The sequence below is a fragment of the Streptomyces humidus genome (assembly GCF_014649655.1).
GTDB classification, from domain to species: domain Bacteria; phylum Actinomycetota; class Actinomycetes; order Streptomycetales; family Streptomycetaceae; genus Streptomyces; species Streptomyces humidus.
The window spans coordinates 42,041-57,391 of the sequence record NZ_BMTL01000007.1 but is presented as its reverse complement, the minus strand read 5'-3'; the positions used below and the strand labels follow the sequence as shown (position 1 = coordinate 57,391).

Annotated in this window: 16 protein-coding genes; 7 read left to right on the top strand and 9 right to left on the bottom strand. The window is 70.3% G+C overall.

Annotation, left to right across the window (positions count from 1 at the left end):
• Nucleotides 1-157: 157 nt before the first annotated feature.
• The 7 genes from IE239_RS09855 to IE239_RS09825 all read left to right on the top strand — a co-directional run bounded on the left by IE239_RS09855 (nt 158) and on the right by IE239_RS09825 (nt 5,611).
• Nucleotides 158-658: a sugar nucleotide-binding protein gene (locus IE239_RS09855; protein WP_190148912.1), complete on the top strand. Its 501-nt coding sequence runs from the start codon at nt 158-160 to the stop codon at nt 656-658.
• Nucleotides 550-1,053, top strand: coding sequence for a sugar nucleotide-binding protein (locus IE239_RS09850; protein WP_190148911.1), 504 nt, complete (start codon nt 550-552; stop codon nt 1,051-1,053). The genes IE239_RS09855 and IE239_RS09850 overlap by 109 nt, the downstream gene beginning before the upstream one ends.
• A 21-nt stretch (nt 1,054-1,074) precedes the next feature.
• Entirely contained in the window at nt 1,075-2,295 is a 1,221-nt protein-coding gene (locus IE239_RS09845; RefSeq protein ID WP_190148910.1) for an SIS domain-containing protein, read from the top strand.
• A gap of 16 nt (nt 2,296-2,311) precedes the next feature.
• Nucleotides 2,312-2,977, top strand: a complete 666-nt coding sequence (locus IE239_RS09840; RefSeq protein ID WP_190148909.1) for an RraA family protein — start codon at nt 2,312-2,314, stop codon at nt 2,975-2,977.
• A gap of 12 nt (nt 2,978-2,989) precedes the next feature.
• Complete coding sequence (locus IE239_RS09835; protein WP_190148908.1) at nt 2,990-4,054, top strand: DUF2332 domain-containing protein; 1,065 nt, start codon at nt 2,990-2,992, stop codon at nt 4,052-4,054.
• A gap of 14 nt (nt 4,055-4,068) precedes the next feature.
• Complete coding sequence (locus tag IE239_RS09830) at nt 4,069-4,842, top strand: sugar phosphate nucleotidyltransferase (RefSeq protein ID WP_190148907.1); 774 nt, start codon at nt 4,069-4,071, stop codon at nt 4,840-4,842.
• Nucleotides 4,843-4,912: 70 nt separating this feature from the next.
• On the top strand, nt 4,913-5,611 hold the full coding sequence (locus IE239_RS09825) for an alpha/beta hydrolase (RefSeq protein ID WP_190148906.1): 699 nt from the start codon (nt 4,913-4,915) through the stop codon (nt 5,609-5,611).
• 17 nt (nt 5,612-5,628) lie between these two features.
• On the opposite strand, the gene galE is transcribed toward IE239_RS09825, so the two are convergent.
• The 9 genes from galE to IE239_RS09780 form a co-directional block, all read right to left on the bottom strand.
• Nucleotides 5,629-6,624: a UDP-glucose 4-epimerase GalE gene (gene galE / locus IE239_RS09820; RefSeq protein ID WP_229877982.1), complete on the bottom strand. Its 996-nt coding sequence runs from the start codon at nt 6,622-6,624 to the stop codon at nt 5,629-5,631.
• Nucleotides 6,625-6,783: 159 nt separating this feature from the next.
• The gene (locus IE239_RS09815; RefSeq protein WP_190148905.1) at nt 6,784-6,927 is read right to left on the bottom strand and encodes a hypothetical protein; all 144 of its coding nucleotides are present in this window, start codon (nt 6,925-6,927) and stop codon (nt 6,784-6,786) included.
• A gap of 47 nt (nt 6,928-6,974) precedes the next feature.
• Nucleotides 6,975-7,382, bottom strand: a complete 408-nt coding sequence (locus IE239_RS09810) for a hypothetical protein (RefSeq protein WP_190148904.1) — start codon at nt 7,380-7,382, stop codon at nt 6,975-6,977.
• Nucleotides 7,379-9,520, bottom strand: coding sequence for an integrase (locus tag IE239_RS09805; protein WP_190148903.1), 2,142 nt, complete (start codon nt 9,518-9,520; stop codon nt 7,379-7,381). Before IE239_RS09805 ends, IE239_RS09810 begins: the two co-directional genes overlap by 4 nt.
• Nucleotides 9,517-11,250: a hypothetical protein gene (locus IE239_RS09800; RefSeq protein ID WP_190148902.1), complete on the bottom strand. Its 1,734-nt coding sequence runs from the start codon at nt 11,248-11,250 to the stop codon at nt 9,517-9,519. The genes IE239_RS09805 and IE239_RS09800 overlap by 4 nt, the downstream gene beginning before the upstream one ends.
• The gene (locus IE239_RS09795; RefSeq protein WP_190148901.1) at nt 11,247-12,797 is read right to left on the bottom strand and encodes a site-specific integrase; all 1,551 of its coding nucleotides are present in this window, start codon (nt 12,795-12,797) and stop codon (nt 11,247-11,249) included. Before IE239_RS09795 ends, IE239_RS09800 begins: the two co-directional genes overlap by 4 nt.
• 30 nt (nt 12,798-12,827) lie before the next feature.
• Nucleotides 12,828-12,953: a hypothetical protein gene (locus tag IE239_RS42945; protein WP_268254504.1), complete on the bottom strand. Its 126-nt coding sequence runs from the start codon at nt 12,951-12,953 to the stop codon at nt 12,828-12,830.
• A gap of 285 nt (nt 12,954-13,238) precedes the next feature.
• The gene (locus IE239_RS09785) at nt 13,239-14,258 is read right to left on the bottom strand and encodes an XRE family transcriptional regulator (protein ID WP_229877980.1); all 1,020 of its coding nucleotides are present in this window, start codon (nt 14,256-14,258) and stop codon (nt 13,239-13,241) included.
• Nucleotides 14,259-14,449: 191 nt separating this feature from the next.
• Nucleotides 14,450-15,286, bottom strand: a complete 837-nt coding sequence (locus IE239_RS09780; RefSeq protein WP_190148899.1) for an SDR family oxidoreductase — start codon at nt 15,284-15,286, stop codon at nt 14,450-14,452.
• Nucleotides 15,287-15,351: the final 65 nt, after the last annotated feature.

Here is a 15,351-nt window from a genome sequence, read left to right as displayed (position 1 = left end):
ATGGGGCGAATGGGGCCTGGTGTACGTACACCAGGCAGCAAAACCGGTGCCCGTACACCGAGTTGGTGTGTGCACCGGCTACACCGCGGCGACCTCTGCCGATCACGCCTGCGCCTCCGCTTGTCTGACTCACCTCGCCACACCGTGGAGGTGAGGGATGCGAGCAGTGATCTTCGGTGCGTCCGGGCTCCTGGGCCGCAGCGTGATGCGGGCCTTCGGCGACATGACCGTGACGGGCGCCGCCTTCAGCCGGACCGCTGGCGCTCTGGTCGCGGTCGATGCGACGTCGGCCGGCGCCATCGCGCGCCTGCTCGGCCGGTACCAGCCGGACGTCGTCGTGAACTGCGTGGGCGAGCGCCGCCCCGCGGTATGGGCTGGTTCCCCGGACCGGGCCCGCGAGGCAAACGTGGATGCGGCCCGGCTGATCGCCGAGGGCGCTCGCCGGTGCCGGGCCCGGCTGGTGCACATCTCCAGCGACTACGTCTTCGACGGGACGGCGCCGCCCTACCGGCCCGACAGCCTCCCGAACCCGCTGAACGCCTACGGCCGGTGGAAGCTCCTCGCGAGCACGCCGTGCGTGCCGCCTGCCCGGACGCGGCGATCCTGCGGCTGCCCGTGCTGTACGGGCCCGTGCGGTTCGCGGCCGAGACGAACCTGACCGAGATCGCCCGCCAGGTCGCCTCCGGGGCCCCGGTCGAGCTGGACGACGTGTGTGTCCGCTACCCCACGCACGCGGACGAGGCCGCCGAGGTGTGCCGCCGGCTCGCCGGGGCCCTCCTGCAAGGGCAGCGCCTGGGCTCGGTTGCCCACTGGAGTGCGGAGCAGGGCCTGACCAAGTACCGGATGGCTCTGCTGATCGCGCGCAGGTTCCACCTGCCCGCCGATCACGTCCGCGCCGGCGAGACGGACGCGGCGACTGGGGACCGGCCGGTCGACTGCCGCCTCGATTGCCAGGACCTGACCGCGGCCCTGGGCCCGGTCCGCCGCCGCCTGTTCGACATCGAGTTCCCGCCCGCGGTCGAGCCCTGGCTGACCTCTGCCGGGCCCGCTTAAGGGACGAAGGAAGGACCCATCGTGACCACCGTTGTGTACGAGGACTTCGCCCACGCGTACGTGACCGAGGTGGGCGAAGCCGTCCGCCGCATGCTCCCTCGCGGCACCGAGGCCGTCGACCTGCTGGCCAAGGCCACTGCCGACGGCGGCGAGATCCGCGCCTTCGGCAACGGCGGCTCCTCGGCGATCGTCCGCTCGGCCCTCCTCCAGCTCCACGCCCATGCCGGAGTGCCGGTGAACGACGCGATGATGAGCCCGGCGACCTTGGCCTACACCGCGCAGCGGGACGAGTACCGCACGACCTTCGCGCGGTCGCTCGCCAGGGGCATCGGCCGGGTGGACCTGGTCATCGTCGCCAGCGTCAGCGGCCGGTCGGCGAACATCCTTGAGGCCGTCCGGCTCTGCGCCGAACACCGCGTGCCGGTGCTGGCGCTGGTGGGCGGCGACGGCACCCAGATGGAGCCAGCCGACGGCATGGTCTGGGCGACCGGGACCACGGACCAGCAGATCAGCGAGGACGCCATGCTGACCGTGCTGACCCTGGCCGCCGCCACCGCGCTCGGCCCCGGCACGGAGCCGCTGCCGACTCGGGCAGAGCGGCACCTGCACGCCCTGGCCGCGGTGGACACCGAACTGCTGGGGGCCTTCCTGCGGGAGGCGACCGAGGCCGTCGCGGACGCCATCCGCAACCGGCGCCGGATCTACGTGCTGTGCCCGGACGGCGGGCCTCTCGCTCTCGTCGGCGAGCACTTCGCGCACAACCTGCGCTGGGACGCGCCGCTCGGCGTCGACGGGGTACAGCCCCCGCTCGTCGTCTGCGATCCCTCGCTGGCCGACATGAGCGCGATCCTCAACGACCACCCCGACCCCGCCCACGGCGTCCGCCACCAGCTCAGCAGCGCCAGCCGGGAGGACGTGGTCTTCCTCCTGGCCTACGACTCGGCCGGCAGGACGACCCGCGAGGCCGTCAACGCCGCCACCGCGGCAGGCACCCGGCCCTTCCTCCTGCACCGTGACGGCCCCGGCCACTCCGGTGCCGGGGCGCATGGCTTCCGGCTGCCGCGCGTCGACGACTTCGCGCTCGCGGCCCTGGTGCAGTCCCTCGCCCATCTGCTGTGCCGGACCACCCGCGCCGTCCTGACCGTGGACTCATCCGGGCTGGCCGCTGCTCTGTCGCCCGACGACCTCATGGCCCAGGACCTGGCGCCGCTCCGCGAACTCTCCGACACCCCGTCCCTCTGAACGAAAGGCACCGACCATGCCTGCACGCGAGATCCACACCGAGATCACCCGCCCAGCCCGCAGCGAGATCGCCGCCCTGTCGCGCATCCCGGTCGCCTCCATCGTGGACGCCCTCGGCAAGACCGGCGCACTCTCCCACTGCCTGCGCCTTCAGACCCCCGGCCTGGTCCTGTGCGGCAGCGCCGTCACCGCGCTGGGCCCGGACGTGACCGTACGCCGCGCGGCGATCGACCTGGCGCAGCCCGGCGACGTCGTCGTGGTCGCGGCCGGCGGCGGCAAGGAACGCTCGTGCTTCGGGGGCGTGACTGCCGCGCACATGCAGACCCGGGGCATCGCCGGGGTCTTGGTCGACGGCATGGTCCGCGACCTCACCGAGCTGCGCCGCATCGCCTTCCCCACCGTCGCCCGCGGCGCCACCCCGCTGAACTACGACTACCCCGCCGCCCGAGAGGACGGCGCGGTCAACGTCCCCGTGGACATCGACGGCGTCCGCATCACCCCCGGGGACGTCGTGGTCGGCGACGAGGACGGCACGGTGATCGTCCCCCGCGACCAGGTCGCGGCCGTCATCGCCAAGGTGCAGGCGTCCATGGCCGCCGAGGAGGAGAAGTGGTGGGCCCGCCGGGGCCAGAGCCTCGGCGCCGTGCAGCAGCTCGCCGACTCCGGCTACAAGATCATCTGAGGAGACTGACCGATGACCGCCCACACCCAGCTCGCGGAGACCTTCCGGCGGTTCGCCGACCAGCAGGCGACGGGTCCGTCCCCGCTGTACGCCACCCTGTCCCGCGCGGTCGCCCGCACCCCCGAGCTGCTCGACCTCGCGGCCCTCACCCAGCCGGGACAGCCCGCCCCGAACATGCTGCTCGGGGCCGTCCACCACATCCTCCGCCGCGGTGTGAAGCACGCGCTCGCCCCCTACTTCACCGGCCGCGAGGACCTGACCGACGACCGAGCCGCCGACCTGCTGACGGACTTCTGCCGCCGCCACGCCGAAGCCATCCGGCAGATCATCTCGACCCGGGCTGTCCAGACCAACGAGGTCAACCGCTGTACCGTCCTGCTGCCCGCCTTCGCCGCGCTCCAGCAGCAGCTCGACGACGGCCGGCCGATCAGGATCGTGGACGTGGGCGCCAGCGCCGGGCTGGCCCTGCTCTGGGACCGCTACACCTACGACTACGACGGGCACCGGCTCACCCTGCCGGACAGCGACCCGGACACGGTCCTGCACTGCGAGGTCAGGGGCGGGACGCCGCCCCTGACCCTGGATCCGGCGCGGTTCGCACCTCCGGTCGGGATCGAACCGAGTCCGGTGGACGTCACCGACCCCGTGGCCACCGAGTGGCTGGTCAGCCTCACCTGGCCCGAACAGACCGGCCGGATGCGCACCCTGAACTCCGCCCTGGCGCTGGCCAGCCGCACTCCGCCGACGATCCTGGCCGGCACCGCCCAGGACCACCTCACCGACGTCGTCGCCGAGACCCCCGACGACCAGCACCTGGTCCTCGTTTTCTCGTGGTCGATCTACCAGATCTTCGGCTCGCCGGGCGGCCGGGAACGCCTCGTCGACACCCTCGCCGAGCTGAGCCAGCGCCGCCCGCTGCGCGAGATCTCCATCGGGCACTTCGGCAACGCCACCCCCCGCATGATCATGGCCAGCCACGACGGCGGCGTGAGCCGCTCCGACATCGTGGCCCACTGCGACGTCTACGGCACCTGGCTCGACTGGCTAGCCACCCCGCCCGCCCGGACGGGCGCCTGACCGGGAGGGACGTCATGTCGCGCACGATCACCAGGGCAGTCGTGGCCGCCGGCGGAGCCGGGACCAAGATGGCCCCGATCACCCGCATCATGCCCAAGGAGATGCTGCCCGCCGGAGGACGGCCGATCCTGGAACACCTCGTCCACGAGCTGCGCGCGGCAGGGATCACCGACGTCCTGTTCGTGATCTCTGCCAGCAAGCCGCAGATCCCGGCCTACTTCGGCAGCGGCGCCGCGTACGGCATGGACTTCTCCTACCGCGTCCAGGACGACGGCGCCGGCCCCGGCGCCCCCGTCCTCGCCGCCGAGACATGGACCCAAGGCCAGCCGTTCGTCCTCGCGTTCGGGGACAACCTGATCCGCGGCGCCGTCGGCAGCGAGACGCCACTTAAGCGGCTCGTCGCCAGCACGTCGGACTGCTCCGTCCTGACCCGCGTCTTCCCGGCGGGGAGCATCCCCGCGCACGAGACCCTCCTGGGCGCGGCCGACGCGCCCGGGAGCGGCCCCGGTCCGGCCGCCGTCGCTTTCGGCAGGGACCTCCTGGACCACGCCGGTGCCCAGTGGGTGCATGCCTGCGCCGCCCGCTGGGTCCTCGGGCCGTTCGTCTTCGACGCCCTGCGCGCGTGCCCGCCCCGCCCCACCGGCGAGCTCTACCTCATCGACGCCGTCCGGCGCTGGATCAGCACCGGCAACCACCTCACGGCGCTGCCGCTTAGGCCGGACGACCTCCGGTTCAACTGCGACAACTGGGAGACCTACCACGATGCCGTCGCCGCCCTCCGCCCATGAACACCTGCCCGCGGGCACCCGGCTGGTCCTCTTGGAGAGCCCGTTCCAGAGGCCGGGAACGCAAGTCACCGTGATCTGGCCCGAGCAGCGGGTGCGCAGGGTTGTGCTCGCCCTGCCCGTCGAGAAGGACGACGGGCGCAAGTACGGCCACAGCCTCGCCGAGATCGGACGGCTCCCGGCTCACCTGCGCGACGGGGCCGTCTTCGCCGCACCGACGTTCAGCGAGTCGCCCTGGCTGGTCAACCACGCCACCCGGGCCGACTGCCAGCAGGAGGACCACCTCGTCCGCGTGGTCGTACCGACCGTCCTGGCCCTGCTCGGCGGCCAGGCCCGGCCTCCGGTGCACCTGCTGGGATTCAGCAAGGGCGGCTTCGCCGCCCTCAACCTGCTGACCCGGCACCCTGGCCTCTTCGCCGTCGCGAGCGTCTGGGATGCCTCACTGCTCAGCGACCGGCCGCCCCACCCGCAGCTCGTGGACGTCGCCGGCAGCACCGCACGGCTCGACGAGTACGACGTGCGGCAGAACCTGCGCCGCCACGCCCAGGTCCTCCACGGAGCCCGCCGCATCGCGCTCGGGGGCATCGGCACCCTGGAAGCCGACTGGACCGCCGGCCGCCAGCTCCTCGAAGCGCTCGGCATCCCCCACGACGCCTACCGGGATGCACCGGCGGACCACCGGTGGGACACCGCGTGGCTCGCTCCTGCCTTGCAACACTTGCTCGCCCTCGAAGCCGGCCTCCTCCCGGACCCGAGCGCCCGGCAGGAGTGAGGGCGGGAAGGGGCGGATCAGTCCTTCAACAGCCCGTCGCGCACCGGAATCCAGTCCAGGGCGGAGCGGATGCCGTCTTCCAGGGACAGCTTCGGAGTCCACCCCAGCAGTTCGGCCGCCCGGTCGCTCTTGGTGTAGCCGCCGGCCACGTCACCGGGCCGCGGGTCGGCGTCGATGGTGGCCAGGGGCGTGCTGACGACGTTGTTGAACGCGGCGCACAGCTCCCGGACCGTGGTGCCGGAGCCGGTGCCCAGGTTGATCGCGATCGAGCGCTTCGACCCCGTGAGGATGGAGTCGAAGCGCTCGATCGCCGCGATGTGGGCCGCAGCGAGGTCCCAGACGTGCACGTAGTCCCGGATGCCCGAGCCGTCGCGCGTCGGGTAGTTCGTCCCCGTGATCGGGAACGGACGGCCTTCCTGGTGTGCCTGGATGAGCACACCCAGGGCGTGGCTGGGCCGCTTGAGCTGGAGCCCGGTACGCAGCTCGGGGTCGGCCCCGACCGGGTTGAAGTACCGCAGCGACAGCACGCGCGGCCCGGCCACGGCGATGTCGGCGAACATCTCCTCGCACACGGCCTTCGTCCGCGCATACGGGCTCTGCGGCGCCAGCGGCGAGTCCTCGTTGACGGGCGAGCCGTCCTCGGCCCGGTAGATGGAGGCCGAGCTGCTGAAGATGATGCGGTCGCAGTCATTGCGGTGCAGGTGGCCGACGAAGGCCAGGCTCTTGGCCACGTTCGCCTCGTAGTAGCCGATCGGGTCCGCGACGGACTCCGGCACCACGATCAGCGCCGCGCAGTGCACCACAGCGGAGATGTCCGGGTGCTCCGAGAAGATCCGGTCGACCAGCGCGCCGTCCGCGATGTCGCCCTCGTAGAAGGTGCGGCCCTCGGTGAACTCTCGGCGGCCCCGAACGAGGTTGTCGAGGATCACGGGGGTAATACCCGCGTCCAGGCAGGCCGAGGCGACCGTGCTGCCGATGTAACCGGCTCCCCCGGCGATAAGGACCTTCACCACGATGCTTCTCTCCCGGCCTCGTTCCAGCCCCAGTAGGCGACCGGCAGCAAGGCTAGCGGAGAAACCAGGCGCCACCCTCACCCCGAGCGACGGCGGTTGGCAGACGCGGGCGTACGCTCCGGGCGCTCGGGCGGGGAGAGCGACGGCCCCGCCCGCCGGTCAGGCCGCGTCGTCGAAGCCGTTGCGGAGCCTGGTGAAGTCGACGTCCAGGTGCGGCTCGTAGGCATCGGGGACGATGCCGAGTTCGTCAACACGGCCCTCGCCCCTTGGCGGCGCGAGCCGGCCGTCCGTGACTTCATCCACCGGGACCCGCAAGGAGCTCGGCGTCGCCGCGTGACGGCCTGCTCTCTTCAATCGTTGGACGGGCGGAGCGGGATGACGTTGTCGGGGGCAGGTTGGTCCTGGCCATCGGGTTGCCGGAGGATGAGGACGGCTGCCGCGAGGGCCATCTGCTCCGCTCGATGCCGGGACTCGGCCTCGGCAGCACGGGAGTCCTTGAGAGCTTCCTTCAGTCGGACGACCTCTTTGCGTAGTCGCCTTTCGACTTCCGGCGTCTGGTGCGTTTCCGTACGCACCCGCGCGTAGAACTCCTCCTTGAGGTCGGCGTGGCGCTTTTGCAGAGCCATGCGGTGAACACCGGCCTCTGCGGCGAGCGCGACGACCGTGAGGCTGCCGTTGGAGCTGGTGGGCTGGCCGGCCAGGAGGCGGTCCATGGCTGCGCGGATGCGGGAGCGTTCGTCCTCGTGCTGCTGGTTCATGCGATGGCCTCCTCGGCGGACTGGGCGGCGGAGTCGTGGGCGTCGGCGAGAGCACGGAAGCGGTCGGCTGTTCGGCGAAACCGGTCGCCCAGGGGCTGAGGCACGAGGGCTGCCTTCGCGTCGAGCCGATCAGCGTGCTCCCGAGCCGCCTGCGCGTGACTGTCGGTGCGGACCGCGTTGCCGCAGCCGAGCTGGCAGGCGAACTGGTTGGGTGCCGTCGCCCCGGGATCCGGCTCGCAAAGGGCCGTGTCGCGCTTGAAGGCGCAGATGAGGAACGCGTCCGGATTGTCGAAGAGGACGAGGCCATCGCGCGCCAGGAACTTGGCGGCGGCCTTCGGGGTGGTCAGGGCGCCTTCGAAGGCGGGGATCGAGGCGGCTCCGATGAGAGCCCGCCGTGTGGCGGGACCGGATATCTTCTCTCCGGCCGCTGCGGCGTCGCGCAGCCGGGCTGCGGTCTGCGCGGCGGCGAGAGCGGTCTCGACGTCGAGTTCCCCGTGGAACCCCCGGCGGGCGCGGCTGCCGTAGCCGGTGGAGGTGCGGGCGTCCAGGGCGGTGCGCATGTGTCCGTACTGGATGGCGAGGGCGACCAGACCGCCGGGGCGGCGGGCGATATGCCAGGCCAGCGTGCGCCGCAGCCGGCTCAGTCCGAGGTTGCCGTGCGGGTCCTCCGGCACCATCTGGGCGGGCAGGCCCTGGGCGGTGGCCTCCTGGTTGATCCATGACACGAGATTCTCGACCCGGCGGCCCAGGCTGGCGCGCTTCAGCGCACCGTGGTGCTTGCGCTGGCTGATGACATCGTGGTGGGTGGAGCTGAACAACAGCTCGCCCTTGGGGACGATGCGTTCCAGGACACGGATGGCGTTCACGACTGGAGTGATCGCGACCCAGGGGACGGCGCGCTCCTCACCAGCGGAGATGTGGTGGCCGTCGGAGTTGCGGACGTTCTTGTAGTGGTGGGCTCGGATCAGATGCCGCGGCATGGAGCCGTCCTCGTTGGGTTCCGGATCGGGGCAGCAGCCAGACCGCAGCGATTGGGCCTCCTGGGGGCGCATCCCGGTCAAGTACAGGATCACGATGGCGGCGGCCGTGGCCAGGTGCCGTACCAGGATCGGCGTCTCCTCGTAGTCCATGTACTCACGCCAGGGGCGCCCCTCAATCCGGCCTGTCACCGGCACCTGCATCGGGCTGGGGCCGGGCCGCCGGGCGACGAGAGCACGGAGCCCGCGCCGAGTAGAGAAGTCGTGGACCTGGTTCCAGCTGGCTCCCGTGACCGCGGCGACGTAGTGGTGGGCCAGGGTGATGCCGTGCTTTCGGTTCACGGTGGCGGGCAGGAGGGCCCCGGAATCGAGCAGCGGCTGCAGATAGTTCTTGACGGCTGCCAGGCCCCCTCGCGTGCTCGGGGTGGCCTTCACGCGGGCGTGCATGCGGCGGCGCTCGGCCCAGGCGGCCAGGATGTCCTCGGAGAAGTCCTCGACCAGGCGGATCGACCAGGTCAGCAAGGGGCCGATCACGGTCGGGTCCAGCGGCTCGGTTTTGTTCTCCCCGCCCGCCTCGCCCGTCGCGGCCGGCAGGTAGTCGTCGATGCCCTCGCTCTCCCAGGGCGGCTGCGTAATGCCGCAGGGGTTAACGGACAGCTGGTCGAAGGCCCACAGGTCCGAGAGCCAGCGCAGGACCGTCTGGGCATGATCGCGAGTGCAGCCGCTGGTGCACTTGGCGGCGTATGCCTTCCAATGCTCCATGGTGCAGTCACTGAGCTGGGACACGCCTTGACGGTTGAGCCAGCGCGCGAACTTCAGCCATTGCAGGATGTTGTCGCGCATACTGATCACGCCGTCGCGTGTCCGGTTCTGAAAGCCCCGTTCCCGTATGTAGGTGGGTCGCAGTTCGCCGTTGATCAGGATCCAGACGATGCGCCGGAACTCGCTTCGCAGGGTGGCGGGACACCTTCTCCAATTGATCTTGTGGATGCTGTCCCCGGGGTTGTCGGTCAGCGGTCCCATCGACCAGATGTCGTCGCTGTACCGGGAGTTGGGGTGGGTGTTGCCGGCGCTGATCCACCGGTCCATGACGACCGGGCTGTCGGGTTCCGGCAGGGGCAGGATGTAGGGATCGGCCTCGATGGACAGTGCGGTCGTCACGGGGCCAGGTCTCCTTCGAGCAGGTGGTCGATGATCATTCGGTCGCGGTCGGTCACCCGGCGCAGTGCCGCATCCCAGGTGCTCTCGTTGACCTTCACCCGCAGGTCATCGAGTCGCAGGAGATGTTCGTCCCAGCGCTCGCGCCAGAGTTTCTCGGGCCAGGCGGAGCGAAGCGAGATCAACTGCCGTCGCAGAAGCGCGAGGCGCGGATGGTGACCGGTGTGGACCCGGGAGTTCTCGCAGGACAGGCAGAGCAGGAAGTCGGCGCCGCACCCGCCGTCGGGGTCCGGCCAAGGGCTGCTGTTCTCATCCGCGCAGTCCGCCGTCGCGGTCTCCTGGTGGGCAGCGTCGGCCGCGTCCGTCAGGCGCCCGTGGAAGGTGTAGTCGCGGGCCTGTTCGAGGGCCTCCTGGGCGCCCGCCGCGATCACGTCCACGGCGGCTTCCTGGACGTTCTTGTCGGGCAGGACGTAGATGCTCTCGTGGGTGCCGGGCTTGTGCTGCAGCGGTTTTCCCGTCGTGGTGACGGTCGTCCTGCGGGCACGTTGGAAGGGTGAGCCGATGTTGTGGGTCCTGGCCCACACTCGCGCGTCGGCCTTGGACACCCCGAAGCACAGCGGGCCGACGTTCCGGGGCCGGTCCAGGTTGGAGTCCACGTCCGTACGGCGCCGGTTGCGGGCGACCATCAGCAGGTCGTGGCCCGGTGACAGGGCGGCGGCCAGGGTCCGCCCGTGCTTCGTGGCTTCCAGGGCCTGGGTGATGAGCCGGCCCGGTGAGTCCGCGCCGGAGTCGGTGTAGTTCTCCGTGGCGAACCACCTGCCCTCGCCGGAGCGGCGTTTCTCCACCAGGACCTCGTAGGTGATCGTGGTCTTCTCTCCTGCGGACGGGGTGATGACGGGCACGTGCAGACGGTCGTAAACCGACAGGTTCCAGCCGTAGCGGTCGGTCATCATCACGGCCAGCGCCGTCAGCTCCGCCCGGCTCAGGAACAGCCGGCCGGTCGTCTTCCCGCGGTTCTTTCCGCGCAGCAGATTCTCGGCCCGGGTGTAGACCTTTCCCTCCTTGTCCGGGTACCCGGACAGTTCGCCCGTGGCGGCCAAGCACTCAAGGACGGACGCGACCCTCCACTCACGGCTGGTTGGGTCCAGCGAGCCTGCCCGGTAGCGGTCCAGCAGCGTGGTGTTCTCCCGGATCCGCAGCAGCGCGGCCCGGAACTGTCGCTCGGCGGCCAGGAGCACCTGGTCGCGCTCCGACGGCCGGTAGGACTGTTTGGACGGCTTGCCCTTCTTCGGGACCGGGCGGGCCAGTTCTTCGGCGGCCAGGCCCTGCGCCAGCCTCGGCTCCCGCTTGAGCAGCGTACGCATCTTCGCGAGGGCCTCGCGCCCGCCGGGGGTGTCCTTGTGGTTGTTGCGCCAGAGCCGGAGCGTGGCCGAGGTGAGGGCGCCGAGGTCCTCGGCAGGGTGCCCCTGGGCTTTGAGGAACCGGGCGAAGACCTCCAAGGACCGCCAATACGATTCGCCGCTTGAGTGGCTGTTCCATCCCATGGACTGCGCGGCGAACGCTCGCGCGAGTGAGCAGCGCATCGGCTGCGGTACGGAGAGCTCGGCGAAGTCGAAGACCCGCTTGAAGCCCTCCTTGTTGACCACGGTGACCTGCAGTCCGTCGGCGGCTATTCGCTCGGTTGCCTGGAAGTCCGGCGGTGGCAGGACCGCTCGGCGGCCTCTCCCGCTCATGACGCTTCCGCGACGGGCAGGGCGTCAACCAGCACCTCGATGTCCTGGATCCCGGAGGTCTCCCGGGCCAGCCGGGCGAACAGACCGTTCAGATCCTTCGTCTCGTCCGACTCGCCGTGCTCGTCTTCGCTGTCGAAGGCGAGGATCGACTCCAGTTGCAGATGCATGACCGGGCGGAGGTAGTGCTCCTTCGTCGTCTCAACGTCCTTGTGCCCCAACAGGGTCTTCACCAGCCACCACGGGTCGCCGTAGAGCTGGGCGAAGTCGCGCCGGTCCGCAGCGGTCAGCCCGTACTTCTTGTCCATCAACTCGTTGAGCAGGATCAACATGTAGAGCGCCATCGAGTGACGCATGGAGTGGGGTGTCGCGTACGGGACCTTCCCGCGGATCTCCGCGACCCGCAGCAGCCGGGGCGTCTCTCGCTCCTGCGGAGTCAGCAGAGCCTGCTCGCACCGTTGGTTGGCCTGCCGGAACACGGTGTTCCAGCGGTCCGGCAGCATGGGCATGCCCTGCTCGGTCAGCCACAACCACGCCGGCTCCGGGCCCTGTGGTCCCTCGACGAACAGCCACTGCCGCTCGCGCCAGTCGAGCAGGTTCAGGTCATATCGGCCTTGGACGCCGTCGCGGTCGACCCAGTGGACCTTCGGGGTGAGGCCCGTCGTGACCTTCGTGATCAGCCGCATCAGCGGCAACTTTTCGTAGCGTCCCTGGGCCTGGGCCCGTTCGACTGCCCAGGCCCGCTCCGACTCCGCGTAGGCGCTGACCTGGCGCAATGAATCGACCGACGCGTAGAAGGTCCGGTCTCGTTTCGACCGGGAGAGCGCTCGGGCCATCTGCCCGTGGCAGTAGCGGCCCGAGCGCAGCGGGCGGGACGGCACTTCGAACGTCAGCATGGCGCCGGATTCCTGCCGCCGCAGTCCCGAGCTGAGCGTGAACCCGACGAACGAGGTGTTCCGAAGCTCGGTCCGCGCGTCCCAGCCCGGCACCGGTGTCCCGTCGGGACCGAGGCCGCGAAGGCCCACGTCCTGCCAAAGACCCCAGGTTCGCGGTGTCAGCCACGACACCCGCGAGCTGCGGGCGTCCGCGGCGCGGTCCGCCCGGCGCCGGCTGTCCACCGGCAGCGGCGTGACCTTCGCCCACCGGTAGAGCCGCGTGAAAGCCGGCGCTTCCCTATCCCACTTCGTCCCGCTGATTCGCCTTGGGTTGAGTGGCGAGTCACACCGAAATTCCCTGTACGCGCGCAACTCGCTCTCAGTCGCTTGCCGCCACGGGATCCCGCGTCGCCACAACCAAGTCAGCAATAGCCGGATGTCCAGGGCGTAATTCCGTCGAGTTTCCCGCTCCAGCGGGTGGAATTCCGGGGAGAGCACGAATTCCAGCAGCTCGGGATCGACCACGAAATCAGGCCGTACAAAAACCGGATCGCCCGGCTGAAGCCCCACCGCGGCCACAGCCGCCGGCAAGTCGCGGACCCCCAGCACCCCCTCCTCCGGAAGCGGCCCCCACCGCTCCGGATCCGGCACGAACACCAGCCACCACTCGTCCATCTGCCACCCCTGTGAGTCCCTTGAACTCACTCAATCATCAGGGAAGCACAGGTGGGGATAGACCGCCAGTCCTCTGACGATGAAGCGGATCTTGCCGCACAGACAGCCGCCGGAGCGCTCCTGGACTGCTGCGACGAGGTCGGGGGTGGCGTTCATCTGTTCATCTCCGCGACAGATTGGGGAAGTTGAGCCCGCCAGTGTGCCAGCCTCCTCTTGAACCTGTGGTTGTTGCCGAGAGCTTGCGGCGAGGTCCGCGCGCAAGCGCTCGCCCGCTTCCCGGCCGCCTTATACCTGGTCACCAGCTGCCCACCCCTAAAGTCCGCAGGGGGCCAGCACGGCAGCACCGCCAGAGCGCCGGGATGGAGCCCGCCGATGAGTGGTCAGGTTCCCCAGAATGGGCTATCGACAGCCTGCTTCGGTCATCTCTGGGCACGCAGGGGTTCAGAGGAGAACGCCGCTGCGTTCGGCGAGACAGCGCAGTTCCGTTGATGTCGGGCCAGAGGCCAACAGGCTGGAGATCAAGGACTTCGTCGCCGGACGGGCGTGGGTCTCCTGCGGAGCGCAGCGCTCAGCGGCGAGCAGTGTGCGGACGCAGTCGCTGCGGCGGCCGAGACGGTCGTAGGTGACGGCGATGTCGCAGAGTGTGCGAGAGCGGCGTTCGACGCTGGGCAGCGCCTTCAGTGAAATCGCGCGAGCGGCGTCGAGCGCGGCCTGGGGATCGCCTGCGTGGTTCTCGGCGCTGATTTTGTGGAGTTGCACGGTGAGGGGGCTGAAGCCGCCCCCGTGGTCGCGCAGCATGGTGGCTCCGCCGAGTTCTTTGGCGAGGGCGGCGGCTTCGTCGGTCAGCTCTCGCATTCCGTCCCGATCGCCTCGGCGCGCGAGGGTGTACGACGCGCTCTGGACCAGGAGCCCGCGCACCGCGGTGCCGGCTCGTCCGATGCCGCGCAGATCCGGGTTATCAGCGGCTGAGAGCGCGATCGACAGTGCCTGGTCATGCCATCCCGCCCTTCTGGCGAGCACGGCCACCTGCCGGGCGGATTCAGCGACCGCGAGGACGTCTCCTGCTGCCTCGGCGAGTTGCCGCGCGCGGTCCACGGCCATCCAGCCGAGCTGTTGCTCGTCCATCTTCACGAGCATGCGGGTGGCCAGCAGATAGCTCTTGGCTAGGAGGGCGGACTGCTCTGTGTCGTGGCTACCGGTGGAAGGCGCGTGGCCGGCGCGGATGAGGCGGGGCAAGCGCACAGCGAGGGACGCGTAGCGGCAGGCGTCGAAGTCGGCGAGCGCGTGGGTGAAGTCGGTGGAGAGCGCCTCGGACGACGGCACGGGCGTGGCCGCGCCCAGTCCGAGCATCGCGTCCCGGAGCCGGGCGACGAGCAACTCGCCGAGCAGGGCCTCATCGGCCTGCGCGGATCCGCTCCCCAGAAAGGGGGCAGTGGCTGTTGCCGCCAGGCCCGCGAGCAACTTCCGTCGGTGCACTGGATCTTCACCGTCCTCCCGCCCGGGTGTACCTACCTTAGGGGCGGAGAGCCGAGAGAAGGGCCTCTCACAGCCCCCAATACCTAGACCTCATCCGGGTTCCCCGCTGCGCGCAAGGTCGTCCAGCTACCGTTCATCCCGCTCGGCTCCGGCCTGCCGGCCCTGCGCGGTCGGAGTCAGCGGTCGGGGTTACGACGCCGGAGGAACTCCCGGGCTCCGCGAAGGCGGGTGGCCAGGCCTTTCTGGGTGACGCGGCTGTCGAGGCGGACACAAAGTCCGCCGGGGAGGCCGCTGTCAGCCCGACGCCCGGTCGGCAGCAGCGATGCGTCAAGGCCATCCCGCTGCGCAATGAGGGTGCCGAGTTCGTGGCGGGTGACGGCGTCCGGGCCGGCGAGGTGAAAGACGCCGGCCGCATCGGACAGGGTGAGCTCCCACAGTGCGGCGGCCAGGTCGCCGACGTGGACTGGGCATCGGACATCGTCCGTGAACAGGGCCCCGTCCCGCGTGCCGGCGGCCAGAGCGTGCACCATGCGTTCGTGCTCGGACCGGCCATCGCCGATGATCAGCGAGGTCCGTGCGACGACGGCGCCCGCGCTCAGGAGCCGCACGGCCGTTTCAGCCGCCGCCTTCGCGGCCCCGTACGGTGTTACCGGGTCGGGCAGACACGTCTCGTCGTACAGGTCCTCGCGGCGGCCGGAGAAAACGGCGTCACTCGACACGTGGACCAACTTGATGCCCCGTTGCGACGCAACTTGGGCCAGGCGCATCCCTCCCTCGGCCGTGACCGCCCACTCGGCTCCGCCGCTGCTCGCGTTGATGACCGCCGTGGGGCTGACGGCATCCAGGACCTCCTGGAGATTCGCCGAGTTGCGCAGGTCGAGGCGGTGCCACGCGCCGGCGCCCTTGCCGGGGTGCGAGTGGAAGGTGGCGGCCGTCTCCATGCCTGCTGAATGTCCCTGGCGGGCCAGCTCAACGCCCAGGAACCCGCTGCCGCCCACAATCAGTACCGTCACGCCTACCCACGCTAGGACTGCAAGGTGCGTCCTGGGGCGCAACCGTCTGAAGTGTGTGGTCAGCG

Bases quoted from the DNA above. Each gene is read 5' to 3' on its own strand.
- IE239_RS09830 (WP_190148907.1), top strand. From the start codon at position 4,069: ATGTCGCGCACGATCACCAGGGCAGTCGTGGCCGCCGGCGGAGCCGGG.
- IE239_RS09795 (WP_190148901.1), bottom strand. From the start codon at position 12,797: ATGGACGAGTGGTGGCTGGTGTTCGTGCCGGATCCGGAGCGGTGGGGG.
- IE239_RS09855 (WP_190148912.1), top strand. From the start codon at position 158: ATGCGAGCAGTGATCTTCGGTGCGTCCGGGCTCCTGGGCCGCAGCGTG.
- IE239_RS09810 (WP_190148904.1), bottom strand. From the start codon at position 7,382: ATGAACCAGCAGCACGAGGACGAACGCTCCCGCATCCGCGCAGCCATG.
- IE239_RS42945 (WP_268254504.1), bottom strand. From the start codon at position 12,953: ATGAACGCCACCCCCGACCTCGTCGCAGCAGTCCAGGAGCGCTCCGGC.
- IE239_RS09800 (WP_190148902.1), bottom strand. From the start codon at position 11,250: ATGAGCGGGAGAGGCCGCCGAGCGGTCCTGCCACCGCCGGACTTCCAG.
- IE239_RS09840 (WP_190148909.1), top strand. From the start codon at position 2,312: ATGCCTGCACGCGAGATCCACACCGAGATCACCCGCCCAGCCCGCAGC.
- IE239_RS09835 (WP_190148908.1), top strand. From the start codon at position 2,990: ATGACCGCCCACACCCAGCTCGCGGAGACCTTCCGGCGGTTCGCCGAC.